Source organism: Sporomusa rhizae, assembly GCF_041428845.1.
In the GTDB taxonomy this organism is placed as follows: Bacteria; Bacillota; Negativicutes; order Sporomusales; family Sporomusaceae; genus Sporomusa; species Sporomusa rhizae.
In genome coordinates, this window is sequence record NZ_CP156925.1 from 2,654,634 (window position 1) to 2,678,742 (window position 24,109).

Annotated in this window: 25 protein-coding genes and 2 riboswitches; all 25 genes read right to left on the bottom strand. The window is 42.5% G+C overall.

Features of this window, described 5'->3' with window-relative positions; all coding sequences use genetic code 11:
* Positions 1-70 precede the first annotated feature (70 nt).
* Positions 71-949 carry an Hsp33 family molecular chaperone HslO gene (gene hslO / locus SRRS_RS12355; RefSeq protein WP_371369210.1) on the bottom strand — a complete coding sequence of 293 codons (879 nt, stop codon included), beginning with the start codon at positions 947-949 and terminating at the stop codon, positions 71-73.
* 18 nt (positions 950-967) lie between these two features.
* On the bottom strand, positions 968-1,525 hold the full coding sequence (gene yfcE / locus SRRS_RS12360) for a phosphodiesterase (RefSeq protein ID WP_371369212.1): 558 nt from the start codon (positions 1,523-1,525) through the stop codon (positions 968-970).
* Between the two features lie 12 nt (positions 1,526-1,537).
* Positions 1,538-2,008, bottom strand: a complete 471-nt coding sequence (ribE, locus tag SRRS_RS12365; protein ID WP_371369214.1) for a 6,7-dimethyl-8-ribityllumazine synthase — start codon at positions 2,006-2,008, stop codon at positions 1,538-1,540.
* Positions 2,008-3,222, bottom strand: coding sequence for a bifunctional 3,4-dihydroxy-2-butanone-4-phosphate synthase/GTP cyclohydrolase II (locus SRRS_RS12370; RefSeq protein ID WP_371369216.1), 1,215 nt, complete (start codon positions 3,220-3,222; stop codon positions 2,008-2,010). Before SRRS_RS12370 ends, ribE begins: the two co-directional genes overlap by 1 nt.
* 28 nt (positions 3,223-3,250) lie before the next feature.
* Positions 3,251-3,904: a riboflavin synthase gene (locus SRRS_RS12375; protein ID WP_371369218.1), complete on the bottom strand. Its 654-nt coding sequence runs from the start codon at positions 3,902-3,904 to the stop codon at positions 3,251-3,253.
* Positions 3,867-5,003 carry a bifunctional diaminohydroxyphosphoribosylaminopyrimidine deaminase/5-amino-6-(5-phosphoribosylamino)uracil reductase RibD gene (ribD, locus tag SRRS_RS12380; RefSeq protein ID WP_371369220.1) on the bottom strand — a complete coding sequence of 379 codons (1,137 nt, stop codon included), beginning with the start codon at positions 5,001-5,003 and terminating at the stop codon, positions 3,867-3,869. Before ribD ends, SRRS_RS12375 begins: the two co-directional genes overlap by 38 nt.
* Before the next feature lie 108 nt (positions 5,004-5,111).
* Positions 5,112-5,244: riboswitch (FMN riboswitch) on the bottom strand.
* Positions 5,245-5,302: 58 nt separating this feature from the next.
* Positions 5,303-5,959, bottom strand: a complete 657-nt coding sequence (gene rpe, locus SRRS_RS12385; protein ID WP_371369222.1) for a ribulose-phosphate 3-epimerase — start codon at positions 5,957-5,959, stop codon at positions 5,303-5,305.
* Positions 5,960-6,835: a ribosome small subunit-dependent GTPase A gene (gene rsgA / locus SRRS_RS12390; RefSeq protein WP_371369224.1), complete on the bottom strand. Its 876-nt coding sequence runs from the start codon at positions 6,833-6,835 to the stop codon at positions 5,960-5,962.
* Between the two features lie 11 nt (positions 6,836-6,846).
* A complete protein-coding gene (gene pknB, locus SRRS_RS12395; RefSeq protein WP_371369226.1) occupies positions 6,847-8,727 on the bottom strand; it encodes a Stk1 family PASTA domain-containing Ser/Thr kinase in 1,881 nt (626 codons plus the stop codon).
* A gap of 12 nt (positions 8,728-8,739) precedes the next feature.
* Positions 8,740-10,164 (bottom strand): peptidoglycan D,D-transpeptidase FtsI family protein, encoded by a 1,425-nt coding sequence (locus SRRS_RS12400; protein ID WP_371369228.1) that lies wholly within the window; start codon positions 10,162-10,164, stop codon positions 8,740-8,742.
* The gene (locus tag SRRS_RS12405; RefSeq protein WP_371369230.1) at positions 10,157-11,419 is read right to left on the bottom strand and encodes an FtsW/RodA/SpoVE family cell cycle protein; all 1,263 of its coding nucleotides are present in this window, start codon (positions 11,417-11,419) and stop codon (positions 10,157-10,159) included. Before SRRS_RS12405 ends, SRRS_RS12400 begins: the two co-directional genes overlap by 8 nt.
* A gap of 3 nt (positions 11,420-11,422) precedes the next feature.
* Positions 11,423-12,136, bottom strand: a complete 714-nt coding sequence (locus tag SRRS_RS12410) for a Stp1/IreP family PP2C-type Ser/Thr phosphatase (protein ID WP_371369232.1) — start codon at positions 12,134-12,136, stop codon at positions 11,423-11,425.
* A 5-nt stretch (positions 12,137-12,141) separates the two neighbouring features.
* The gene (locus SRRS_RS12415) at positions 12,142-12,624 is read right to left on the bottom strand and encodes an FHA domain-containing protein (RefSeq protein WP_371369234.1); all 483 of its coding nucleotides are present in this window, start codon (positions 12,622-12,624) and stop codon (positions 12,142-12,144) included.
* 1 nt (position 12,625) lies between these two features.
* On the bottom strand, positions 12,626-13,399 hold the full coding sequence (locus SRRS_RS12420; RefSeq protein ID WP_371369236.1) for an FhaA domain-containing protein: 774 nt from the start codon (positions 13,397-13,399) through the stop codon (positions 12,626-12,628).
* Between the two features lie 82 nt (positions 13,400-13,481).
* Positions 13,482-14,537, bottom strand: a complete 1,056-nt coding sequence (gene rlmN, locus SRRS_RS12425) for a 23S rRNA (adenine(2503)-C(2))-methyltransferase RlmN (protein ID WP_371369238.1) — start codon at positions 14,535-14,537, stop codon at positions 13,482-13,484.
* 13 nt (positions 14,538-14,550) lie between these two features.
* Complete coding sequence (gene rsmB / locus SRRS_RS12430) at positions 14,551-15,906, bottom strand: 16S rRNA (cytosine(967)-C(5))-methyltransferase RsmB (RefSeq protein WP_371369239.1); 1,356 nt, start codon at positions 15,904-15,906, stop codon at positions 14,551-14,553.
* A complete protein-coding gene (locus tag SRRS_RS12435) occupies positions 15,899-16,705 on the bottom strand; it encodes a DUF116 domain-containing protein (protein WP_371369241.1) in 807 nt (268 codons plus the stop codon). Before SRRS_RS12435 ends, rsmB begins: the two co-directional genes overlap by 8 nt.
* 13 nt (positions 16,706-16,718) lie before the next feature.
* Complete coding sequence (gene fmt, locus SRRS_RS12440; protein WP_371369243.1) at positions 16,719-17,660, bottom strand: methionyl-tRNA formyltransferase; 942 nt, start codon at positions 17,658-17,660, stop codon at positions 16,719-16,721.
* A 5-nt stretch (positions 17,661-17,665) separates the two neighbouring features.
* Positions 17,666-18,118, bottom strand: a complete 453-nt coding sequence (gene def / locus SRRS_RS12445; RefSeq protein ID WP_371369245.1) for a peptide deformylase — start codon at positions 18,116-18,118, stop codon at positions 17,666-17,668.
* A 79-nt stretch (positions 18,119-18,197) separates the two neighbouring features.
* Positions 18,198-20,618 carry a primosomal protein N' gene (gene priA / locus SRRS_RS12450; protein WP_371369247.1) on the bottom strand — a complete coding sequence of 807 codons (2,421 nt, stop codon included), beginning with the start codon at positions 20,616-20,618 and terminating at the stop codon, positions 18,198-18,200.
* Positions 20,619-20,803: 185 nt separating this feature from the next.
* Positions 20,804-20,932, bottom strand: coding sequence for a hypothetical protein (locus tag SRRS_RS12455; RefSeq protein ID WP_371369249.1), 129 nt, complete (start codon positions 20,930-20,932; stop codon positions 20,804-20,806).
* 11 nt (positions 20,933-20,943) lie between these two features.
* Entirely contained in the window at positions 20,944-21,171 is a 228-nt protein-coding gene (locus tag SRRS_RS12460) for a heavy-metal-associated domain-containing protein (RefSeq protein ID WP_371369251.1), read from the bottom strand.
* Between the two features lie 70 nt (positions 21,172-21,241).
* Positions 21,242-22,432 carry a methionine adenosyltransferase gene (metK, locus tag SRRS_RS12465; RefSeq protein WP_371369253.1) on the bottom strand — a complete coding sequence of 397 codons (1,191 nt, stop codon included), beginning with the start codon at positions 22,430-22,432 and terminating at the stop codon, positions 21,242-21,244.
* A 71-nt stretch (positions 22,433-22,503) separates the two neighbouring features.
* Positions 22,504-22,609: riboswitch (SAM riboswitch) on the bottom strand.
* 53 nt (positions 22,610-22,662) lie between these two features.
* Positions 22,663-23,868, bottom strand: coding sequence for a bifunctional phosphopantothenoylcysteine decarboxylase/phosphopantothenate--cysteine ligase CoaBC (gene coaBC, locus SRRS_RS12470; protein ID WP_371369255.1), 1,206 nt, complete (start codon positions 23,866-23,868; stop codon positions 22,663-22,665).
* A gap of 6 nt (positions 23,869-23,874) precedes the next feature.
* Positions 23,875-24,081: a DNA-directed RNA polymerase subunit omega gene (gene rpoZ, locus SRRS_RS12475; RefSeq protein ID WP_371369257.1), complete on the bottom strand. Its 207-nt coding sequence runs from the start codon at positions 24,079-24,081 to the stop codon at positions 23,875-23,877.
* Positions 24,082-24,109 lie beyond the last annotated feature (28 nt).

The window sequence follows — 24,109 nt, forward strand, 5'->3', positions numbered from 1 at the left end:
CCACTGACTTCGGAAGCAGTTGCTAGATAAAGCCAAAAAACCAGCACAGTACTGTGCTGGTTTTTTGGCTTTATCTAGCCTGTGGTGCAGCTAGCTTTTCTAAAATATTCTTCAACTCTTGGGCGTTAAAATGATATTTTTCGCTACAAAAATGACAGCAGACCTCGGCTTGTCCTTCTGCAACCATTTCCTTGATCTCTTCTTTTCCGAGACTAATTAGCATGTTTTCAACTCGTTCGCGAGAGCATTTGCAGTTAAAATGAAGATTTATCGAGTCATACACTGTTGTTGGCAGTCCCGAAAATACAGTTTCCAGAATTCCTCTTGCATCTAAACCTTTATGTACCATTTGAGAGACAGGCTGCATTTGGCTTAAATTGGTTTCAATTTTACTTATGACATCTTCTTCTGCTCCCGGCAAAGCCTGAATAAGAAATCCTCCTGCAGCAGAAACTGTTGTGTCAGGATTAATAAGGACTCCGAGAGCCACACTGGATGGCGTCTGTTCAGACATAGTAAGGTATTGGGTAAAGTCTTCGGCTATTTCGCCTGATATCAGTTCAGAGCTGCCTGTGAAAGGCTGTTTCAGACCAACAAACCTTGTAACATGTATATGTCCCTTACCTACTGCCTGGCCAATAGCCCATTTGCCATTGTTAAGCGGTAAGTCAACAAATGGGTTTTTGACATAGCCGCGGACAGAACCATCAGGGTAAGCATCGGCTACAATTTCTCCCAGCGGCCCATCCCCGGAAATTCTAATAGTTAAGCTTTCTGCGGTCTTTAAATTCGCAGCCATTAATAATGCACCAGTCATTGTGCGGCCAAGCGCAGCGGCGGCTAACGGAAAACAGTCATGGCGCTTGCGGGCTTCTTCCGTTAGATCGGTAGTAATAGCGGCAAAGCCGCGAACTCCGGGCGCTGTTGCCCGAATAAGATGATCATACATTAACGGTAACCTCCGGTATTAGACCAAGGATTCGGAAATCATCACTTGGCCTGTTGCTATATCTAGTATTTCGACTTTGTTCTCATTTATCCAGGCAATGGTGCCCCGACCGTCAGGACGCTTCGTCATTCCCGGGGAGCCAGGATTTAAAAAGAATATATTTTCAATTTTCTCCAATGTGGCTACATGAGTATGACCGGTAATAAAGATATCAGCTTTTAGGCGTTTAGCCATCTCCTGCTTAGTTTCGTCAGTCAAGTTGTGGCCATGGGTTACAGCAATTCGTAATCCATTAAGCATTAAGTATGTGTAAGGCGATTGAATTGGTAGGTTTAATACCATTCCATCAACTTCTGCATCACAGTTACCACAGGCAGTAATTATAGGAACCGGACAACTATTCAAGACATCGGCTAATTGTTTAGGGTTGTACTCAGCAGGAATGGTGTTGCGTGGTCCGTGATACAAAACGTCGCCGGCATGGATAATTAGCTCTGTATCTACAAAGTAGCGATCAAAAACTGTTTGCCATGTTTTCAAACAACCGTGTGTATCGCTGATTATGCCTACTTTCATAGTACCTCCCAATTATAGACCTTTAATAAGGTTTGCCATCTCAATAGCTGAAACGGCAGCATCAAAGCCCTTATTACCAGCTTTGGTACCTGCCCGTTCAATGGCTTGTTCTATAGTGTCAGTAGTAAGAACGCCAAAAATGGTGGGCACTCCGCTTTCCAAACCGACATGGGCTACTCCTTTAGATACTTCAGCGCAAACATAATCATAATGGCTGGTACTGCCTCTGATTACTGTACCCAGGCAGATTACAGCATCATATTTTTTGCTCATAGCCATTTTTTTCGCTATAAGCGGAATTTCAAATGCTCCCGGAACCCAAGCAATTTCTACATTTTCCATAGAGGCGCCGTGGCGCTTTAACGCATCCAAAGCACCTTCGAGCAGTTTTGTGTTAATAAATTCATTGAATCTTGCCGTTATGATACCGATTTTTAATCCTTCTGCTACTAAATTTCCTTCCAGTATTTTAACATTGTTCATTATTTTTGAACCTCCTCATATTGTTTTAATAAATGACCAAGCTTGGATTTCTTGGCTGATAAATATCTGTTGTTAAATTTATTAGCGAGTATTTCTAAAGGAACCCTTTCAGTAATGGTTAAACCATAACCCTCAAGGGCTACTCGTTTACGTGGATTATTGGTGAGCAGCCGAATACTGGTTAATCCTAAATCGGCTAAGATTTGGGCGCCAATTCCATAATCCCTTAGGTCCGGAGCGAAGCCCAGTAGTTCGTTAGCTTCTACAGTGTCTTTTCCTGTGTCTTGTAATGCGTATGCCCGTATTTTATTAGCAAGACCAATACCCCTGCCTTCTTGCCGCATATAAAGCAGAACGCCGCTGCCTTCTTTTTCAATGCGTTTTAAGGCATGACCCAGTTGATCACCGCAGTCACAGCGCAGCGAACCAAAAACGTCACCGGTTAAGCACTCAGAATGTACCCGAACTAGTACATTTGTTTTGTTTGCTACATCACCCTTAACTAGAGCTACGTGACACTGATTATCAAGCTGGCTTTCATAGGCAACCAGTTTAAAATCGCCATATTTAGTGGGCAGATTAGTTTCGGCAGCTTTGGTTATGAACCGTTCATGTTTCTTACGATACTTAATGAGATCGGCGATAGTAATTATTTTAAGGTCATGTTTTTTAATGAACTCCATAAGCTCAGGTGTGCGGGCCATTGTGCCGTCTTCGTTCATAATTTCGCAGATAACTCCCGCAGGGTAAAGACCAGCTAAGCTAGCCATATCGACCGCAGCTTCCGTATGGCCTGCTCGTCTTAATACGCCGCCTTCAGCGTACCGTAAGGGAAAGATATGACCTGGGCGTCTGAGATCACTGGGAATTGTTTTACGGTCAAGCACGGCCTGAACAGTCAGGGCGCGTTCATGGGCAGAAATACCGGTTGTTGTTGTTTTAGCGTCAATGGATACGGTAAAAGCTGTTGAGTGATTGTCTGTATTTTCAGTTACCATTTGGCCTATTTCAAGTTCATCTAATCTACTGCCGATAATTGGCATGCAGATTAAACCACGTCCATATGTTGCCATAAAATTAATAGCTTCTGGTGTTACTTTTTCAGCGGCCATCAGCAGGTCGCCTTCATTTTCACGATCCTCATCATCGATTACTACAATAATCTTACCACTTTTATAATCTTCAATAGCCTCTTCAATAGTATTGAATTTCATGTAAAATTCCTCCATTCTTTTTTGAATTTTATCGTGTAAACCCGTGCTGTTCAAGAAACCCAAGTGTTATTTTTTCAGCGGGTTTAGCTTGGTGCTGTAAGCCCAAAAGTTTTTCTACATATTTACCGATGATATCTGCTTCTAAATTCACTGTTTCACCGGTTGCCTTAAGTCCAACAGTGGTCATAGCCGTAGTATGCGGAATAAGTGATACCGTAAACCAGTTAGTTCCGAATTCAACGACAGTAAGGCTTGTACCGTCAATAGCAATGGAACCTTTTTGTATGATATACCGCATGACTTCCGGACCGGCTCCAATTCGGACAATAACAGCGTTATCATTTTGTTCCTTGGATAAGATAGTACCTATGCCATCAATATGGCCGCTTACAATATGACCACCCAGTCTGTCGCCGACCCGTAATGTACGTTCCAAATTTACGGTGTCGCCTGGTTTGAGACCAGATAGAGCAGTCCTGTCTACTGTTTCGGGCATAACATCAGCAGTAAACCAATCACGACTAAAATCAACTACTGTCAGGCAGGTACCGTTTACGGCAATACTATCGCCAAGCTGAGTATCCTCCAAAACTTTTTTACCGTAAACAGTAAGGCGGACTGATTTTGCTCCTTTTGCAATAGCTTTAACTTTCCCCAATTCTTCCACAAGTCCTGTAAACATCTCTACCCTCCCGTCCAGCAATATAGCCAGTAATTAATACGTCAGCGTCAATAGAATGTGTTGTGATATCTTCAAGCAAAATGGCTTGATCGGCGGTTGTTGCTCCTGTGCCGCCAATTGGGCTTGGTGCTGTTTTGCCCCCAATTATTTTTGGGGCTATGAGCCAATATACTTTATCGATTAAATTTGCATCTAATAAGGAGGCATTTATGGCTGCTCCGCCTTCAACAAACACACTGGTAATACGTTTTTCTCCCAGTAACTTGAACAATTGGCGCAAGTCAACCCCGGAAGGAGTCTTTTCAAGCAGTAATACTTCTGCACCCCGGCTTCGTAATGCTTCTACTCGTTCGGCAGGTGCTGCGCAACTAGCTGCAATGATAGTTGGCGCGCGCCCGTCTGTTATTACCTTAGCTGTCAGTGGTGTTCTGGCCATGCTATCCACAATAATCCGCGTGGGATTATTACCGCCATGCGGCAAACGAGTGGTTAACTCAGGATCATCAGCTAATACTGTACCAATCCCTACTAAAATACCATCGTAAGTGTCTCTAAGCTTATGAACAAATTGGCGGGCTGGTGAGCCAGTGATCCATTTGGAATGGCCAGTATAGGCAGCAATTTTACCATCGAGGGACATCGCAGTTTTAAGCACACCAAATGGCATTCCTGTAGATATCCATTTTATAAATACTTCATTTAGTTTGGCTGCTTCTGCTGCAAGTAGACCTGTTACCACTTCAATGCCGGCTTCTTTAAGCCGGGTTAAGCCATTTCCGGCTACTAATGGATTTGGATCAGTCATGGCTACGACTACTTTTTTTACTCCAGCAGCAATTAAGGCATCGGCACAAGGGCCGGTACGGCCGTGATGGGAACATGGTTCAAGTGTTACGTAGACGGTAGCATCTTTTGCTAAATCACCGGCTTGGGCTAAAGCATGAATTTCCGCATGGGGTGTACCTGCTTTACGATGCCAGCCTTGTCCCACAATACGACCGTTTTTTACAATAACCGCGCCGACCAGTGGATTGGGGCTGGTACGACCCGAGGCGTACTGTGCAATTGTTAGCGCTTGGCGCATATAATATTCGTCCATAGAAATCCCCCAGTTGATGATAGGAAAAATAAAAAACTGTTGATTTGCTTTTGGGGCAATCAACAGTTAATAGGCTTTTAACTTAAAGTAACGCCAGTTATGGCAGTATTACGCCTTTTACCATCCAGACTATACTGTCGGCTTCGGAATTTAACCGAATCAGCCGTATAACGGCTCGCGGGCTTTACCGCCGGTCAGGAATTAAAAGATTGCTCTTTTTCACCATGCCCCAAAGGCTTACTATGTAATTTTTATCCATAATCCACTATCTGCTATCTATGTTACCATTAAGCGGCAAATTAATCAATACCTCTAATACTCTTAATTGCCTGTTTTATATCAGGTGCACCATACACTGCTGAACCGGCAACTAAAATATTAGCACCTGCGGCAATCACCTGCTGGGCAGTAGCGGCGTTTATTCCGCCATCAACTTCAATATCAACGGTTAGCTTACGTTCATCAATCATAGTTTTAAGTCTTGCAATTTTATTTATGGCATTAGGGATAAATTTTTGGCCGCCAAATCCCGGATTTACGCTCATAATAAGAATCATATCAACATCTGAAAGCACTTCTTCGATTACTGCCAGCGGTGTAGAAGGATTAAGCGATATCCCTGCTCTCTTACCACATTCTTTGATATTTTGAATCAAACGGTGCATATGTGGTGCGGTTTCAGCGTGAATGGTGATAATATCAGCGCCGGCTTTAACAAAGGGTACAATCAAATCCTGAGGATTAGTAACCATCAAATGTACATCAAATGGCAGGTTTGTTATTTTGCGAATGGCAGCAACAACCGGCGGGCCGAATGTTAGGTTTGGAACAAAATGCCCGTCCATAACGTCAATATGAACTAAGTCTGCGCCAGCCTCATCTATTTTGATTATTTCATCGGCTAGATGGGAAAAATCAGCAGATAAAATGGAAGGTGCAATTTTGATAGTATTCATTTAGTACCCTTTCTTATTCTCTTTAATTTCGGTCAATATTTCAAGATAAGATTGATATCTGTCAGGATGAATGCGGCCGTCACTAGCCGCTTGTTTAACAGCGCATTGTGGCTCTTTATAATGAAGGCAGGTATTGAATTTACAATCCGGCGCTACTTTGGCTATCTCGGGAAAGTAGTCCATTAAGTGAGCTTGTTCTATGTCAGTAAATTCGGTGAAACTAAACCCCGGAGTATCTACGACAAAACCGCCGCCTGCCAGCGGCAAAAGTTCGGCAAACCGGGTGGTGTGTTTACCACGGCCGATTTTATGACTAACTTCGCCAGTTGTAAGTTCAAGGCCTGGTTGGATGGTGTTAAGTAGAGTTGATTTTCCTGCTCCTGACGGACCGGCAAAGACGGAGATTTTACCATAGAGCAATTCTCGCAATTCATCGATTCCTATACCAGTTTTGGCCGCTGTGGTAAGTACTTTATAGCCTATTTGCTTGTAGCGGTCGACCAGGTTTGGTAATGAATCAATGTCGGTTAAATCCACTTTATTGATACAAATAATTATATCCAGTTCCGAAAACTCAGCAATTACCAAAAATCTATCTACTAGAGATGGATTAATGTCGGGATTGACAGCAGCAAATGTTAAAACAACTTGATTAACATTTGCTACCATCGGACGCTTTAGCATACTGCGGCGCGGCAATATTTCTTCGATGATGCCCTTATCTGGGCCGGTTAAGGTGTAGCTAATTTCATCGCCGACGATCAGGGAAAACCGCTCTTTTTTAAACCGGCCACGTAGTTTGCAGGTTACAATTTTGTTACCTGACTGTATATAGTAGTAACTGTTATAGGCTTTTACTACAATACCGTTCAGCACATAAGGGCCTCCTAAATTGTTTGTTCTTGAAGTAACTTATCGTTAATATAAACTTGAACGCGTATTTGGCCAATACCTTCCACTGTCTTTTCTACGCGTTCACCCGGTTTATGGGTGCCTTCGTATACAACGCGACGGCCATTAGCGTCAGTTACTACTATTTGCAAAGTCTGACGTGACGGCCCCTCTGGAACTGTTACCTGAACAGAAGCCCGCTTTACCGCTCCTGGGGCACCCTTTGCAACAGAAAAATCAATGGTAGTTCCTTCGGTTACTTCAGTAGCAGGCGGTGGGTTCTGACTAACAATAGTTCCAGCAGGATATTTATCATTAGCAACTTCTGTTACTTTTCCTTGCTTAAGCTTCAGGCTTTCCAACTGGGAAACAACGGTGGTCAGGAGTGAACCCTGAAAATCAGGTAAAACTAATTTTTTTGGACTTGCTCCTTTACTGATTACAATATCAATCGCTGTTCCTTTGGTTATTTGAGCCGGTGGCCGAGGATTTTGATTAATAACCGTATCTGGTGGCGAGTCTTCGGTAAACTGCTCGTCAACACGTCCTAATTTAAGTCCAGCATTTTTGATTTGCAATTCGGCATCTCGCCGGTTAAGTCCCCGTAAGTCTGGAACAACTGTTATTTCGCCGCCTTTGCTGACAATAATATTTATTGTTCTTTGCTCCTTAACTGTTGTTCCTGCTTCGGGCTGCTGTGAAATAACAGATCCTATCGGAACTTTATCGTTGAAAGCTTCTGAGACTGAAACCCTAAGATTTTTACTAATAAGTATGTTCCGAGCTGTATCTACCTGCTTACCTACTACGTCAGGTACAACAACTTCATTAAGACTCCAAAACTTCCCAAATCCTAAAAAGGCAGCTAATGCAGAGCCAAGCAGTAAAACTAACAGCATGCCGCCAAGCCAGGACTTAGAGATTTTTGGTTTATTTGTTTGCGGGTTATTTGTCCGCGGTGTCAGCTTAGGGCTATCTTGTTCTAGTGATGGTGTAATTGGCGGTAATATCTGGGTAGGAAAATCGTTCCTGGACAATCTGCGGGTATGGTCGTCCCTTAAGTAATTTTGAGCCATTTTAAAATCGGTAATCATTTCGCTAATATCATCAAACCGTGCTGCCGGGTCCTTATGCATGGCTTTACCTATAATGGCCTCAATCAGTGGCGGGATCTCGGGATTTAACTCCCTTGGCGGCTTAGGTTCCTCTTGTAAATGCTTAAGAGCAATGCTAATTGGCGATTCTCCCGTAAATGGTACTTGTCCTGTAAGCATTTCATAGAGAACGACACCAAGTGAATATATATCTGATTTCGCACCAACAGCGGTTCCTTTGGCTTGCTCTGGAGAAAAATAATGTACTGATCCAATAATTGTACCGGAGTTAGTCATAGTGGAAGAAGTAACGGCTCTGGCTATGCCAAAGTCGGTTACCTTGATTCGTCCTGAACGTGTTACTAGGATGTTATGAGGCTTGATATCACAGTGTATCAAATTATTTTGATGTGCATGTTCAAGAGCTTCGGCTATTTCAATAGCAATGCGAACTGCAGTTTCTACGGGGAGCGGCGCTTCACGTTCAATTTTATCTTTAAGTGTTTCGCCTGATATATATTCCATAATGATATAGTAGGCTTGCTCATCAAGACCAACATCGTAAATATTAACAATGTTAGGGTGAGATAATTTAGCGGCTGCCTGAGCTTCACGCCGGAAGCGGCTGACAAATTCTTCGTCATCAGTGAACTGCGAACGGAGCACTTTTACGGCTACGGAACGGTCTAAGAGTTTATCATGAGCGCGGTATACATCGGCCATTCCACCGCCGCCAATTCGTTCTAAAATTGTATAACGATCATCAAGTGTGCGATTAAGCATTTATTCACCCCCTTAACGTAATGCCTGTACAAATATTTGCCGGGCTATCGGTGCGGCTACCCTTCCGCCCGAACCAGCATTTTCAACAATTACGGCAATCGCAATTTGTGGATTTTCAGCTGGCGCATAGCCAATAAACCATGCGTGCGGTGCACCGTGCGGATTTTCAGCAGTGCCGGTTTTACCAGCAATTTGCACACCTCTTACTGCTGCGGCAGTACCCGTTCCTTCGTTTACTACACTAACCATCATACTGCCAACCTGTTCTGCAAGTGTAATACTTACCGGTGAAAGCCATTTTTCTGGAGAGGTTTCATTAATTATTTCTCCGTCAGGTGCCGTAATTCTTTGTACTAAATAAGGTTTCATTATGGTTCCCTTGTTAGCAAAAGTTGATGCCAACATGGCCATTCTAAGCGGCGTGACTAAGAGACTCCCCTGCCCTATACCAATCTGAGCTAAATCACCGTCACTAAGTCTGGAGAATTCAGGAAGTTTTGGAGCGCTTTCCGGAATATCACTGTTGATTGGGTTTGTAAATCCATAGCGTTCAAATTGTTTGGCCATTCTAGAACGCCCCAAATCGAGCGCTAATTGACCGAAGGTGACGTTACAGGAGACGGCAAGAGCTTGTTTAAGATCGATTTTGCCATGGGCTGTATTGTTGGCTTCTGGCAGAGTATAATCAGGAGCAATTTTCAAAGCTCCGGTACAGGTAAACTGGCGATTACTGGTGGCCACCTGTTCAGCTAATGCTGCTTCGGCAGTCAGTACTTTAATTATAGAGCCAGGCGGATACAAACCTTGAGATGCTCTGTTAAGTAATGGACTACTGCCGGACTGCGAAATTTCGCCCCAATTATTTTCTAAATTATTTGGATCAAAACTAGGGCGGCTAACCATCGCTATGATTGCACCGGTTTTTGGATTTATAGCTACAATGGCGCCACGGTTAGAGCCTAAAGCTTGATAGGCGGCTTGTTGAGTACGGGAATCGATGGTAAGCATAATAGTATTGCCTGTACCACCTTGAAATAATTGCCCAATTGCCCCTAATCGTTTTTCAGGGTTTGTTTGACCAGACAAATATCCGTCATAAGCACTTTCAATGCCTGCCTTGCCATATTTAGTGCTGTCATATCCAACAACATGGGCAAAGAGTACATCATATGGGTATTCGCGCTTGTACTCTTTTGTGGTTGCAAGTGTGCTTTGTGCCAGTACTTTACCATGAATGTCCGTTATTTTGCCGCGTTCAACTCTTTTGGAAGCTTCAACTGTGCGGCGGTTAAGAGGATTATAGGCAAGCGTATTACTTTCTATAACCTGGAGGTATGTTACATAGGCTATGAGCATCACAAGCAGGCTTAAGGAAAACAGAGCCGTTTTGCGGATACTCTTGCGAAGTGCCTTATGGTGAAAGTCATTTTTATTCATGGGGTGTCGTCGCCTCCGATACGGCAAATAACATTCCCAGCAGGATAAAACTTGAAACCATAGAACTGCCACCATAACTAATAAGTGGTAGTGTTATGCCGGTCAAGGGCAAAAATTTGGTGACACCGCCAATAATAATAAATACTTGCAGTGCGGTAAGTATACCTAAGCCACCTGCCAGTAACATAGTAAACATCGTTGAGGAAATCAGCGCCGTGCGAAAAGCACGGTATACAACGAGTATATAGGCAATGATTACTGCAACGCTGCCAGCTAGCCCAAGTTCCTCTCCGATAGCGGAAAAAATAAAATCAGTATGTACTTCGGGTATAATAGTTGGATATCCGAAAGTAAGTCCACTGCCAAGGATTCCACCTGATCCAAAAGCAAACAACGATTGAACAATCTGATATGCTCGCCCGGTAGGGTCAGTCCAAGGGTTCAACCAAATGTCAATTCGGACTTGAACATGGGGAAATAACAGATAACAAAGTGCAGAGCCTGCAAAGAATAGAATAAGTGCCAAAATAACATAACTTAGACGGCCACTCGCCATATAAGACATGGCGACTATAGTTCCAAAGTATATCAAAGCGGAACCCAAATCTCGCTGAACTATAAGTATAGCCATAGTTAGTCCCCATAAAGCCAGTAAAGGAGCAATAAAACGAGGATGTGGCAAAGTTAAAGGACCGTAATGTTTAGTTGCATAGGTTAGAAGTTGCCGCCGTTCACTCAAATAGGCAGCTAAAAAGATAATGATTAACAGTTTAGCAAATTCGGAAGGCTGAAATCGTATGGGGCCGAAAACTACCCAGTTTTTATTGCCGCCGATATCAACCCCAAACAAAATAGTGATTAGCAAAAGAGAAATGCCAGCTATACCACAGAGGTATTTATATTTGGCAACAGTTTCAGGCCTTCGAAAAATGGCGACTGTAAACATGAAGGCAATAAGCCCTAACGACATCCATATCGTTTGCGCGATAAATAAATCTGGACGCAGCCTTACAATAAGTGTTAACCCGATAGCCGCTAAAAATACGGCTAAAGGTAATAGTAGCGGATCTGCGGTAGCGGCGAATTTACGGCTAATTTGCGAAGTAATGAAAAACAAAGCAATTAAGCCAAAAAGCATGCCGAAGTGTTGATAGGTAAACTGATGGTTGGAAAGTGTAACAGCAAGGTAACCATTAATTAAAACGAGCCCGCCTATTAACAATAGCCCAAACTCAGTGATTTTTTTATGTCTCATGGATTAATCCCTATATTGGGCTAAAATACATGTAATATTATCGTAGCCGCCGGCCGCTTTTGCCTGTTCAATAAGGGTATTTACAATTGTCTGTGGTTTATCATGTTGCAAATAAATATTTAAAATAGTATCTTCGCTAAGCATATTTGTCAACCCATCTGTGCATAATAGCAAACTATCTCCGGGTTTCCATAAAAATCGTCCAGAATCTACACAAATCGTTTCGTTGGTACCCACTGCTCTTGTCAAAATGTTGCGGTGGGGATGAACTTGCGCTTCTTCATAAGTTATACTACCATTCTGTACTAATTCCCAAACTAACGAATGATCACTGGTTATTTGCTGCAATGCATTATCTCGAATTAGATAAAGACGGCTGTCCCCTACGTGACTCCAATACACTTCGTTGTTATTGGTATATATGGCAGTAACAGTCGTTCCCATACCTAAACATTCGCTCTTGGCTTGGGACATTTGAAAAATAATAGTATTTGCTTCGATGATTGCTTCTTTTAAAACTTGTTCCCAGTCTGCTGGAGTAATAAATTTTTTCATATACTCCTGGATAGTATTGGAACCAAGGTTGCTGGCAATTTCTCCGGCAACATGTCCACCCATGCCATCAGCGACCACAAATAATTGGGGCGGCGAAAAGACATAACTATCTTCATTGGTTTTTCGTACTATACCAATGTCTGACTGTGCAAATGCCAGCATGGAAGTCACCTCTCAAACTTAAGAGTAACTGCACCGATTTGTATAACATCTCCGTAATTCAAGGCAGTTTCTTCTTCAATCTGTTGGCCATTAAGAATTGTGCCATTTGTGCTGTTTAAGTCAGCCAACAGGTAATTGTGCTTAGATTTGGAAATACAAGCATGTTCGTGAGAAACAAAATTATCATTTATTATTAAATCATTATGTTGGCTGCGTCCTATTGATAAGCTATCATCAATTGTAAAAACAGTTTGTGATAAAAGAGCGTTTTTATCATCAAGGACTATCAGCCTTGGCGAATCAGCGAAATTAGAATCCTCATCGGGAGCGTATCTGACAAGTGAAGTAGCTGGTTCGTCAAAAGCAACTTTATTTAAGTCTTTTGAAGCTATCTTTACTACTCTGTATAAAAAGTAATACAACAGTATTACCAAGCTATACTGCAAGGCTATTACCAGAATACTGAGTACCTGCATTTTACCGGGCAATCTACTTCACCTCATATAAAATAACAGTATTACCTATTTTTATTCTATCGCCGCTTTTGAGTTGTTTATGGGTAATACGATGATTTGTGACGTAAGTCCCATTAAGGCTTTTGGCATCATGGATAACATGATGCCCGTCTTCATATACAACATATGCGTGTAACCGCGAAGTATTCATGTCAGTAAGCGGTAGTTCGTTGGTATTGCGGCGACCAATGTTTATTCTGTTGGTTGTACAGTCGACCTTCAAGCCAGCGTCTAAGCCATCAACTACTGTCAAGATACCAAGCAAAAGTTGTCTTGATTGTTGATGGAAGAGTGTCCCTGGTTCGAATTTATCAAATACTCTTGTATCGTTGGCTTGTATATCGCTTTTTTCAAGACCACCGGTATCTTCTTCGTAGGGGGCTTCTGTAAAACTTGACGTAACCCGGAAATCCTGCTTTGTTAATTTTTCGTCGGCAAAAAATTCGATTTGCGGACTACCAGCCATTGTGTAGGCTTTTTTCCGGCTTTCTTCAATTAAATAACCGGATAGTTCGCTGCATATGGCATTTACAAATGGTTCCAAGCGTTCGTAATCATCCCTGTTTACATAAACAGAATAATGATTGGGAACATAAACATAAGAAACTCCAACCGTACGCTCGTCTTCCATCTCACGGGCTAATTGCTTTGCAATTTCGGCAGGCTGTAAGCCGCTAGAAAATTGCTTATTAAAAAAACCTTCAATATATTTTTCAAAAAAGTTTTCAATATTGCGGACAAACTTCAATTTATAACACTCCCGCTAATTGTGTAAGAAAATACAAGCCAAGTCTTTTCTATTATACGCGATAATGGCAATCTAGTCAAAATTAACCGCCTTGTTGCATTACTTTGCGCCGTAGCTGGCCGCAGGCTGCATCGATGTCAGTTCCCATTTCTCTTCTGATTGTGACATTAATATGCTGGCCTTTTAAAATTTGGGCAAATTTATCAATTTCACTTAGCCGAGGCCGTAATAGACCGCGTTCCGGTACTGGGTTTATGGGAATTAAATTGACATTCGCCAATCGACCTCTAAGTAATGCCGCTAATTCATGCGCATGAGCCGGCTTATCATTAATTCCGGAAATTAAGGTATATTCATAAGTAACCCGCCTGCCAGTGGCAGCAATATAACGGTCGCTTGCAGCGAGTACTTGTTCAATAGGAAATCTTTTATTAATAGGCATAAGTTTCGTACGTAACTCATTATTAGGTGCATGTAAAGAAATTGATAGTGTGATTGGTAAATTTTCAGTAGCTAACCTGTCGATTTCAGGCGCAAGTCCGGAAGTTGACAAAGTTATACTGCGATAACTAAGAGTAAGGCAATAAGGTTCGTGAATGAGTCGGATGAATCTTAGTACATTATCATAGTTCGCTAAAGGCTCACCCGAACCCATGATGACGATAGAATCAACCTTTTGCCCTTCGAGCTCCAAGAGCTTATTAATGTATAAAACTTGAGCTAATATTTCGCCACCAGTGAGATTTCTTGTTAGACCATCCAGGGTTGATGCACAGAATGCGCAGCCCATGGCACAGCCAACCTGGGTGGAGATACAAACACTATTACCATACGGCTGGCGCATCAGGACAGTTTCAACGCCGGCATTATCGGGAAAAGCAAGCAAAAATTTACTTGTTCGACCATCACCTGAATGTTGGGCTGCTTTCTGAATAATTTTGGTAATAGTAAAGTCGGCGGAAAGTTTGGTGCGCTGGTCTTTAGAAAGATTTGTCATATCGTCAAATTGATAAACACCGTGTTTATACAACCATTCTGCAATTTGTTTAGCCCGGTATTGTTCTAGTCCGAATGGTTTTATTGCTGAGGCAATTTCTGTGGCAAACAATCCGAATAATTCAATTTTATCTGTTTTCATAAGTATTACCGCCTTAGTTACGCCGCTTCATACGTGCAATAAAAAAGCCGTCAACCCCATCAAGATGTGGCCAAAGTTGAAGCATCTTATCCGGGCGTCTTTGAATAGGAAGATACTCTCCGGCCGGTTCTAAATCGAAATCTGAATGTGTATTTAGAAAATTATTTACGATATTCTGATTTTCTTCCGGTTCAGTAGTGCAGGTACTGTATACAAGAGTACCACCTGGTTTGACACACTGAGCTGCGCTTGTCAGTATAGCTGATTGTAGTTTTGGCAGATCTTGCAGAATATCGGCGGTTTTGCGCCAGCGTGAATCTGGTTTACGTCTTAATACGCCAAGGCCGGAGCACGGTGCGTCTACAAGTACTTTGTCAGCTTTACCCGGGAAGAACTGATCTAAGGTTACAGCATCCAAAGCTCTTGTTTCAATATTTGTCAGACCAAGGCGCGTAGCGTTTTCTCGGGTAATTTCGAGTTTATGTTCGTAAATATCTGTAGACAATATCTGTCCGGTGTTGTCCATAAGAGCAGCAATATGTGTCGTTTTGCCTCCCGGCGCACCGCAGGCGTCAATAATGAATTCACCAGGTTTCGGGTCAAGAATATGGGCAACCAACATAGAACTTTCGTCTTGAACCTGAAATAATCCCTCCTGCAGTGATTTTAGTGTACTAAGACTGGGATGCTGATAGCATACAAGCCCCTCCGGCGTCCAAACCGACTCATGGCAGAGTACGCCTTCTTCCTCTAAGCGCTGCAGTAATTGCTTACGGTCAATCTTAATGGTATTTGTGCGTAGAGAAAGCAGTGGTGTAATATTATTTGTTTGGCATAAAGCTTCGCAGGCACTAAACCCTAAACGGTTAACCCAACGTTCCACTAACCATTCCGGATGAAAGTATTTTAGAGATAGATATTTTGCCGGTTGTTTATCTTGGTTAGGATATTCAACTTTCTCTGGGCTGCGGGCGGCATTTCTAAGAACGCCGTTTACAAATTTGACGGTACCCGCGTGTCCGTATTTTTTAGCTAATTCTACTGATTGATTGCATGCAGCTGAAACGGGTACTTTTTCAAGAAAAAATAACTGATATATTCCTAACCTTAAGATGTTTCGTATTACCGGTGCTATTTTAGTAATAGGACGGTTTAAGTAATTACCCAGTATCCAGTCCAGCGTAGCACCTGCTTTTACAGTGCCGTATACTAACTCAGTAATAAACCGCCGATCTTGGTCAGAGAGCTGGCCTTGGGATATTCGGCGGTTTATCTCGTGAGCCAGGGCAATGTTGGCATAGGCCCCCTTGCTTTCGACTTCATTGATTACTTTTAATGCAACTTCTCTGGCGTCAACCTTTTTAGTCATTGATGTCACCATCTTTAATTTTTGTTGTTGGATAAGTATCACCTACAAATCCTTTAATAGCTAGTTCAATTTTTTTCAAATCAACCTGAGTGTTGCAGCATGGGCCGAAAGGTCGTTCGTTGAGAACATCGATAACTGGGAGTGGAAAAACATCCTGAATGCCACTGGTCAAATCACGTTCGCAAGCAATGGCAAGAACGGCATGCGGGCGAATTGTTTTTATTACTTTTCTTGCCAGGGTTCCGCCTGTTACGACTGCGATATGAACTCCGTATTTGTTGGCAAGCTCTGCTAAATCACCAATTTGACACTGACCACAACGGCGGCAATTGGAAACATCGCGGGTAATCTTATGCGGGCAAGTTTCAAATTGTAGGCAGTGCGGCGTCATAATCAATAGTTTATCAGGTCGTACTGTAACATTCTTTTTCTTAATTAAATGATTGCTAACCTCGATAAAAGAGCGTTCAACCCGCTCTTTGTCAACGTCAAATAACTTGCCAATAGCGATAGCCATTGGAAACAAAACATTTATTGCCGACCATGCCGAGCTTTGAAATATTCCGGGGGTTTTAAATCCCAGAATAGCTAAAATAATACCAATAACACCGCAGACTGCGGCTAAAATTATGGCAACTAACAGTGTACCTAGTATCATCGGCAAGTAACTGCTAATATTCGTTAGTCCAGGCAGACTAACGACCCATAGCCCATAAGTGGAAATGGTTGCAATACATAAACTAAGAAGAATTAAAGCTAAAAATAAACGTTTTCGGGGTCTTTGGACTACTTCGATCATTTACAGCCACCTTCTATTCAAGCATATTACCTACGGTTAAGCAGTAGCCGCAAACACAATCACTGGCCTTCATCCTGCGTTTTGATTCCGGCTGTACTTCTTGTATTTCAACTGTGCCTTTGCCTGTTTCAACAACAAATCCATCTTTGGTCATTTGAATGATGCGTCCAGGTTCGGAGCACACAGCTGATTCGTCATATATTCTAGTTTTCCAGATTTTTAACGATTTATTTTGATATTTACAGTATGCTACCGGCCAGGGGTTCAGTCCGCGAACTAAGTTATGAACAGCTATTGCTGGCTGATGCCAGTTAATGCGCTCTGTATCGCGGCAGAGCATCCGGGCATAAGTTGCCTCTGCGCTATTTTGCGATACTCGCGGCGCATTTCCGTCCGCCAGTTGTTGTAACGTATCTGATAACACGGAGGCTCCAACATCTTTTAACTTATCATGTAAGCTGCCGGTAGTATCTGATGGTAAAATGGGTATTTCGGCTTTTAAAATCATATCACCGGTATCCATACCTACATCCATATACATTGTAGTAATACCGGTTGCTGTTTCACCGTTTATAATGGCCCAATGAATTGGCGCTGACCCACGATAGTGAGGCAATATCGAGGCGTGTACATTTATACAACCATAAGGTGGTAAGTCTAAGAGTTTCTTAGGTAAAAGCTGTCCAAAAGCAACAACAATTATAATATCCGGCTTTAAAGCGGCTATCTGCTCAAAAGTGTTATCGTTCTTGATACTGGCAGGTTGCAGTACGGGTAAATTATAAGATAATGCGGTTTCCTTAACGGGTGAATAAGCCAATTTTTGACCGCGTCCTTTTGGCCGGTCTGGCTGCGTTACTACCGCCGCTATTGGATAGCCTTCTTCAACAAGCATATCTAGGCAAGGAACAGCAAAATCTGGTGTTCCCATAAATACTGTACGTAGTTTTTTCATTGAGATTACCCCTTGTGAACGGTTTTTGCGAGTTCTATGAATAGAATACCATTTAAATGGTCTATCTCATGCTGAAGAGCTCGCGCAAGAAGACCAGAACCGTTTACTCTGAATTTTTTTCCTGAGCGATTAAGAGCTTCTACTGTTACCGAAGCATAGCGTTCCACTTCGCCATACATGCCTGGGACACTTAAGCATCCCTCAGTATCTGTTTCAGAGCCTTCTTTACTAACAATTTCTGGATTAATGAGTTCAAGTAGTCCCTCACCAATATCTATAACTACGATACGAAGGGAAACCCCTACCTGCGGAGCGGCTAATCCAACACCATCGGCAGCATACATGGTCTCCGCCATGTTGTCGAGCAGTTGTTTTATTTTACGGTCAATTTTTCCTACAGGGGCGGCAATTTCTTTAAGAACTTTATTGCCAGCCTTTTTGATATCCATTGTTGGCATTATGATATACCTCCTCTTACCTCCGGCCATTAGAAAAATTTTACCACAATTTACTCGGTCATAAAAGTATTTAAGCAACTCAAAGCACATTAATAGGATCTACATCGACAATTATGTCTTTGCGGCTGATTATATCTACATCAGTAAGTTTTAGGGTTACATTGGGCAAATCTGTTGTTTTAATTAAAATATTAACCCGAAATATATCTTTTATTTTATTTATTGATGCCGGGAAAGGTCCTACAATAGAGGAATCGACACCGGTAAGTATTTGTGCTAATTCCGACGCTAATAGATTTGCGTTACGGTGGACAATTGTTTCGTCATTGGCTTGTACCGTTATTTTCAACAAATGAGTAAAAGGCGGATAGTTTAATTGACGGCGAAATGTGATTTCGCTTTCAAAAAACTCTTGGTAGTTATGTGCCGCCCCGGCTTGAACTGCATAATGCTCAGGATTATAAGTCTGCATAACTACTCGGCCAGCTTTCGCGCCACGGCCGGCACGACCTGCCGCCTGGGTTAACAAGGCGAAAGTTTTTTCCGCCGCCCTAAAGTCTGGCAGGTTTAGAGCTGTATCGGCTGAGATTATACCAACAGCCGTTACATTAGAAATGTCATGACCTTTTGCTACCATTTGCGTTCCTAAAAGTATGTCATAGCTTCCGTTTGCAAAAGCTGACAGAATTTTATCATGGGCCATTTTACGTGAGGTAGTATCCTGATCCATGCGAATGATTTTAGCTGTTGGAAATAACAAATTGAGAGACTCTTCCACCTTCTGTGTACCAGTACCAAAGTATCGGATATATCTACTGCCACATTCCGGGCAAGTGTCAGGTATTGAGTGGCGCTCCTGGCAGTAATGGCAGCGTAAAGTATTTCCCGATGTGTGATATACGAGTGAGATGTCGCAGTGTCGGCACTTAAGTACATGACCGCATTCACGGCAGAGAACGAACGTTGAGTAGCCACGCCGGTTTAGTAAAATTACAGCTTGTTCTTTATTGGCCAATGTTTCTGCCAGCATTTCCTGTAATGGTGGTGAGATAACACTCCGACGCCTTTGGGCTAGTTCTTGACGCATGTCAACAACTGTGACTGCCGGCATCGGGACGTTATCAATCCTTTTGCGCATCGGAAGTAACGTATGTTTACCGTTAAGGGCCTGATAGTAAGTTTCGACCGCTGGTGTAGCGCTGCCTAATATAACTACCGCACCGGCAAGTTTGGCACGGATTAAAGCTACTTCGCGGGCATGATAACGTGGTGATTCTTCTTGTTTATAGGTAAATTCATGTTCTTCATCTATGATTATTATGCCCAAATTATTTACTGGCGCAAATAGGGCCGAACGAGCACCAATAACGATACCTGCTTGACCTAATTGTAAACGGCGCCATGCATCGTGCCTTTCTCCGACTGACAATTTACTATGCATAACAACAATATCGTTACCAAATGCGGCCTGGAAGCGTGCAATAATTTGGCTGGTAAGGGCTATCTCCGGTACTAGCACAATAGCTTGCCGGTTAAGCCGGCGTGCCTCGGCTACAGCGTTGATATAGACCTGTGTTTTACCACTGCCGGTAACACCATGAAGTAAAAAAGATTTATGTGCTTGTGCGCAAATCAGAGGAATGATTGCTTTAAGCGCATGTTCTTGTTCTTCAGTCAAAGTTATTTTTGTTGCTGACTTGCAGAGAGTATCATAGCTATTGCGGAATACTTGGGTAGTACGAATTGTGATTAGACCCTGGGAAGCTAGCTTCTTAATGGTGCTTGGGGTAATATTTAGATCGCGCAGTTGCGCTGTTGTAAGCTCATTATTATCGATAAGTGCATGTAACAACCGGCGTTGAGCCAGACAGGTTTTTGGTAATTGTTGCTCAGTTAGGGCCGCAACCTCCCTGCCGACAGCCAAATTTACAATAGTGGTGGTATTACTTTTTCCGCGTTTATTAACTGTATCAGAATGAACGATAAGTTTGTGTTGTAAAAAAAATTTTAGAATGGTATTTGTGTTTTCAGACAGTTTAACGAGTTCAGTGAGTGTAGCCGAACCCTGGTTATAAATATAACTAAGTACAGTACTATATTCTACTGGCTTATTTTCTAAGATAACAGCTGCCTGTTCAAAATCTGCCTCATCAGGAGCTTTGTATGCTTTTTGTGTTCTTATTCCCGACTGGCCAGGTACAAACAAACGCAGTGCTTCTCCTAGTGAACAAAGATAATACGTGCTTAGCCATTTGGCAGTTTCAATCATATTAGTATTAAACCAAGCATACGTATCAAGTACATCAAGAATGGTTTTTAAGCCTTCGGGCCTTTCGGCGGCTAAGGCAATAACAAATCCCTCTACTTTTCTATTGCCAAATGGTACAAGTACGCGCCAGCCCACATCAACACCCTGAAGATGCGGAGGAATAAGATAAGAAAAGGGCTTGTCAATGCTGCGGGTGGGAATGTTGACAATTACTTGAGCTATATTTGACATTTTTTCACCTAAGCGTTTTTCATTGTATATTGTATAAACGTAGACTTAGCCGCTCGCCTGTGCCCGTAAGGGTATAACTCCCACTTGGAGAAGCGGAAGTCTTAGAGCGGGTTAGTCATCGGATAAAGAGAAGGGGACTAATACAGTCCCCTTTTTTTAACTAAGTATATATTCGCTTTTAAACGTCAAATACCTGCTACCGGTTTTTCGGGGTAATGAGCGGCTATTTCCCAATCAAGCCCGGTGTCCATTGGCAAACGTTTGAAAAAACGTTTAATCCGGCGCTTTCGTAGCGGTGAAAAATGGAGCTTCATAAATTAGACTCCTAGCTTTGAATCGAATAACCAAGCGACTGTAATGTCTCTTCGATGTAGCCGCTAGAAGTTACAGATTCATCATGGCTGACCGCTACTTGTTTGGAAGCCAGATCTACCTTTACTGACGAAACGCCATGAAGGTGGGACAGCGTATGCTCAATACGGTCTCGGCAATGGTCGCCTTTGAGGCCCCCGACACGGTAAACCGACTGTTTAGTCTTATTTTGTATAGCCAATGGAATACCTCCTTTTTACTGATAAGTGTCCAGCAATGTTAGTATTACCAATGGCTATTAATTAATAAGTTTATATATTAGCTTCTTTGCGAAGAATTTCGGCTTTATCAGTATGTTCCCATGGTAAATCTACATCAGTACGTCCGAAATGTCCGTAAGCGGCTGTTTGGCGGTAAATAGGACGTCTCAGATCTAATGTTTTGATGATTCCGGCAGGTCTTAAGTCGAAATGTTTGTTAATCAGTTCGACAATTTTAGCTTCCTCAATTTTTGCAGTGCCAAAGGTTTCTACCATGATAGATACCGGGCGGGCAATGCCTATCGCGTAAGCCAACTGAATTTCGCATTTATCTGCTAGTCCGGCTGCAACTACGTTCTTGGCAACATAGCGGGCTGCATAAGCTGCCGAGCGGTCAACTTTTGTAGGATCTTTTCCGGAGAATGCGCCGCCGCCGTGACGAGCCATGCCGCCATAGGTGTCGACAATAATTTTACGTCCAGTCAAGCCAGCATCACCTTGGGGACCACCCACAACGAATCTGCCGGTTGGGTTAATATAATATTTGGTTTGTGCATCTAATAATTCGGCCGGGACAATTGGGACGATTACTTTAGCAATGAGGTCTTTTTCAATTGTTTCGCGATCTACTTCAGGGCTATGTTGGGTTGAAACTACAATGGTATCGATTCTTACAGGCTTACCATCTTCATATTCAACAGTAACTTGTGTTTTTCCGTCTGGCCGCAGATAAGTAAGTTCACCACTTTTGCGCACTTCTGACAAGCGTCGAGCCATTTTATGCGCTAATGCAATTGGAAGCGGCATGTACTCAGGGGTTTCATTAGTGGCATAGCCGAACATCATACCCTGGTCACCAGCGCCGATGGCTTCAATGGTGTCCATATCGCCTTGTTTAGCTTCGAGTGCTTTGTCTACACCCATTGCGATATCGGCAGATTGCTCGTCGATAGAAGTTAATACACCGCAAGTTTCGCTGTCAAAACCGTATTTAGCACGGGTATAACCGATATTTTTAATGGTTTCACGGACAATTTTAGGAATGTCTACATAGCAGTTTGTAGTAATTTCACCTACTACATGGACAATACCTGTTGTGACTAAGGTTTCGCAAGCTACCCGGGCTTGCGGGTCATGAGCTATAATTGCGTCAAGGACGCTGTCGGAAATTTGGTCGGCAATCTTATCAGGATGGCCCTCTGTTACAGATTCAGATGTAAAGAGTACACGTTTTTTTTCCATTAAATATTTTCCCTCCTATTTTTTCATTGCAAAAAAAGAAAACCTCCTGCAAGGGAGGCGTGATCTGTTCACTCCCATCTTGCGTTTTATCGCCGGAATTGGCACCGTTTTTAGCATAAACTAAAATGGTTGCCGCGGTTTCATCGGGCCAGTCCCTCCACCAACTCTTGATGAGTATAGCATATGCAATTTTCACACCAAAAAAATTCTAAACGAAATATAAAAAAAAATCAAGTAGATTTTGTCATCATTGCATAAATTTTGTCTATTAAAATCTCAGCAACCTGCTTTTTACTAAGTTGTGGCAATTCTTCAATGTCACCATTTTTATGTATGAGTTTGACAATGTTGGTATCTATATTAAAACCAGCTCCAGGTAAGGTAACATCATTGGCAACAATCAGGTCAAGATTCTTTTTAATTAGTTTTTCTCTGGCATGAACCAGGAGGTCTTGTGTTTCGGCTGCAAAACCGATAAGAAGTTGGTGCGGTTTCTTCTTTTCTCCAAGTTCACGCAAAATATCGGGGTTTTTAATCAAAGTTATTGTTAGTGTATTATCGCTTTTCTTTATCTTTTGTTCCGATGGCAACTCTGGTCGATAATCAGCTACTGCGGCTGCTTTAATTACTATATCAACATTGTCAAATTCAGCTAAAACAGCGTCTCGCATTTGAGCGGCTGTTTCTACTCGTTTAACTGTGATTCCTGGCGGGACGGCGAGATTTGACGGACCGGAAACGAGTAGAACTTCTGCTCCTCTTACTGCGGCTGCTTCGGCGAGAGCATAACCCATTTTGCCGCTGGAACGATTTCCAATGTATCTTACGGGATCAATTGGTTCACGCGTTCCGGCAGCGGTAATTAGTACCCGTTTACCTGATAACTGTTGATTGTTTTTCAGCAGTTCAAGAACTTTTTCAACAATAATCGATGGTTCTGGAAGTCTGCCTGGTCCTTCTACGCCACAGGCTAGCATACCGGAAGCCGGTTCTATTATATGATAACCGAGTCCCGCCAGTTTAGTTAAGTTTTGCTTGGTAATGGCATTTTGGTACATATTGGTGTTCATGGCGGGTGCTAAGACTACCGGTGCTGTTGTAGCCATAACAGTAGTAGAAAGCATATCATCGGCAATACCATTTGCTATTTTACCAATAACATTAGCAGTTGCCGGGGCTATCAGAAATATATCGGCACGAGTAGCTAGCGCAATGTGCTGTACATTCCAGGTTTTTGGTTCTTCCCACATATCTGAAACTACCGGATTTCCGCTAATTTCCCGGAACGTCAAAGGCGTAACAAATTCTGTGGCCGCTTTAGTCATAATAACATGGACGTTGCAATTTGCTTTTTTAAGACGGCTGACAATCTCGACCGCTTTATAGGCCGCAATGCCGCCCGTAACTCCGATAACGATGTTATGACTAGAATTCATTGACTTTTACTTGATACCGGTTTTGGTACGCTCATAGGTAATTTTACCTTGTGCTACCTCTTCCAGAGCGATAGTTACCGGCTTATTGGACTTTGATTCAGCAAGCGGCTGCTGGCCATCCATAATTTCCCTCGCGCGTTTTGCGGCTAACACTACCAATGTGTATTTGCTATCTACCTTTTCTACTAATACATCTAAAGATGGATTAATCATAACGTCTCTCCTTACTTATTATTTGGAG

Bases quoted from the DNA above. Each gene is read 5' to 3' on its own strand.
- pknB (WP_371369226.1), bottom strand. From the start codon at position 8,727: ATGCTTAATCGCACACTTGATGATCGTTATACAATTTTAGAACGAATT.
- SRRS_RS12405 (WP_371369230.1), bottom strand. From the start codon at position 11,419: ATGAGACATAAAAAAATCACTGAGTTTGGGCTATTGTTAATAGGCGGG.
- priA (WP_371369247.1), bottom strand. From the start codon at position 20,618: ATGTCAAATATAGCTCAAGTAATTGTCAACATTCCCACCCGCAGCATT.
- SRRS_RS12370 (WP_371369216.1), bottom strand. From the start codon at position 3,222: ATGAAATTCAATACTATTGAAGAGGCTATTGAAGATTATAAAAGTGGT.
- SRRS_RS12435 (WP_371369241.1), bottom strand. From the start codon at position 16,705: ATGATCGAAGTAGTCCAAAGACCCCGAAAACGTTTATTTTTAGCTTTA.
- ribE (WP_371369214.1), bottom strand. From the start codon at position 2,008: ATGAACAATGTTAAAATACTGGAAGGAAATTTAGTAGCAGAAGGATTA.
- rsmB (WP_371369239.1), bottom strand. From the start codon at position 15,906: ATGACTAAAAAGGTTGACGCCAGAGAAGTTGCATTAAAAGTAATCAAT.
- rpoZ (WP_371369257.1), bottom strand. From the start codon at position 24,081: ATGATTAATCCATCTTTAGATGTATTAGTAGAAAAGGTAGATAGCAAA.
- SRRS_RS12455 (WP_371369249.1), bottom strand. From the start codon at position 20,932: ATGAAGCTCCATTTTTCACCGCTACGAAAGCGCCGGATTAAACGTTTT.
- SRRS_RS12400 (WP_371369228.1), bottom strand. From the start codon at position 10,164: ATGAATAAAAATGACTTTCACCATAAGGCACTTCGCAAGAGTATCCGC.
- SRRS_RS12410 (WP_371369232.1), bottom strand. From the start codon at position 12,136: ATGCTGGCATTTGCACAGTCAGACATTGGTATAGTACGAAAAACCAAT.
- hslO (WP_371369210.1), bottom strand. From the start codon at position 949: ATGTATGATCATCTTATTCGGGCAACAGCGCCCGGAGTTCGCGGCTTT.
- yfcE (WP_371369212.1), bottom strand. From the start codon at position 1,525: ATGAAAGTAGGCATAATCAGCGATACACACGGTTGTTTGAAAACATGG.
- ribD (WP_371369220.1), bottom strand. From the start codon at position 5,003: ATGGACGAATATTATATGCGCCAAGCGCTAACAATTGCACAGTACGCC.
- fmt (WP_371369243.1), bottom strand. From the start codon at position 17,660: ATGAAAAAACTACGTACAGTATTTATGGGAACACCAGATTTTGCTGTT.
- SRRS_RS12375 (WP_371369218.1), bottom strand. From the start codon at position 3,904: ATGTTTACAGGACTTGTGGAAGAATTGGGGAAAGTTAAAGCTATTGCA.
- rlmN (WP_371369238.1), bottom strand. From the start codon at position 14,537: ATGAAAACAGATAAAATTGAATTATTCGGATTGTTTGCCACAGAAATT.
- def (WP_371369245.1), bottom strand. From the start codon at position 18,118: ATGCCAACAATGGATATCAAAAAGGCTGGCAATAAAGTTCTTAAAGAA.
- rpe (WP_371369222.1), bottom strand. From the start codon at position 5,959: ATGAATACTATCAAAATTGCACCTTCCATTTTATCTGCTGATTTTTCC.
- coaBC (WP_371369255.1), bottom strand. From the start codon at position 23,868: ATGAATTCTAGTCATAACATCGTTATCGGAGTTACGGGCGGCATTGCG.
- metK (WP_371369253.1), bottom strand. From the start codon at position 22,432: ATGGAAAAAAAACGTGTACTCTTTACATCTGAATCTGTAACAGAGGGC.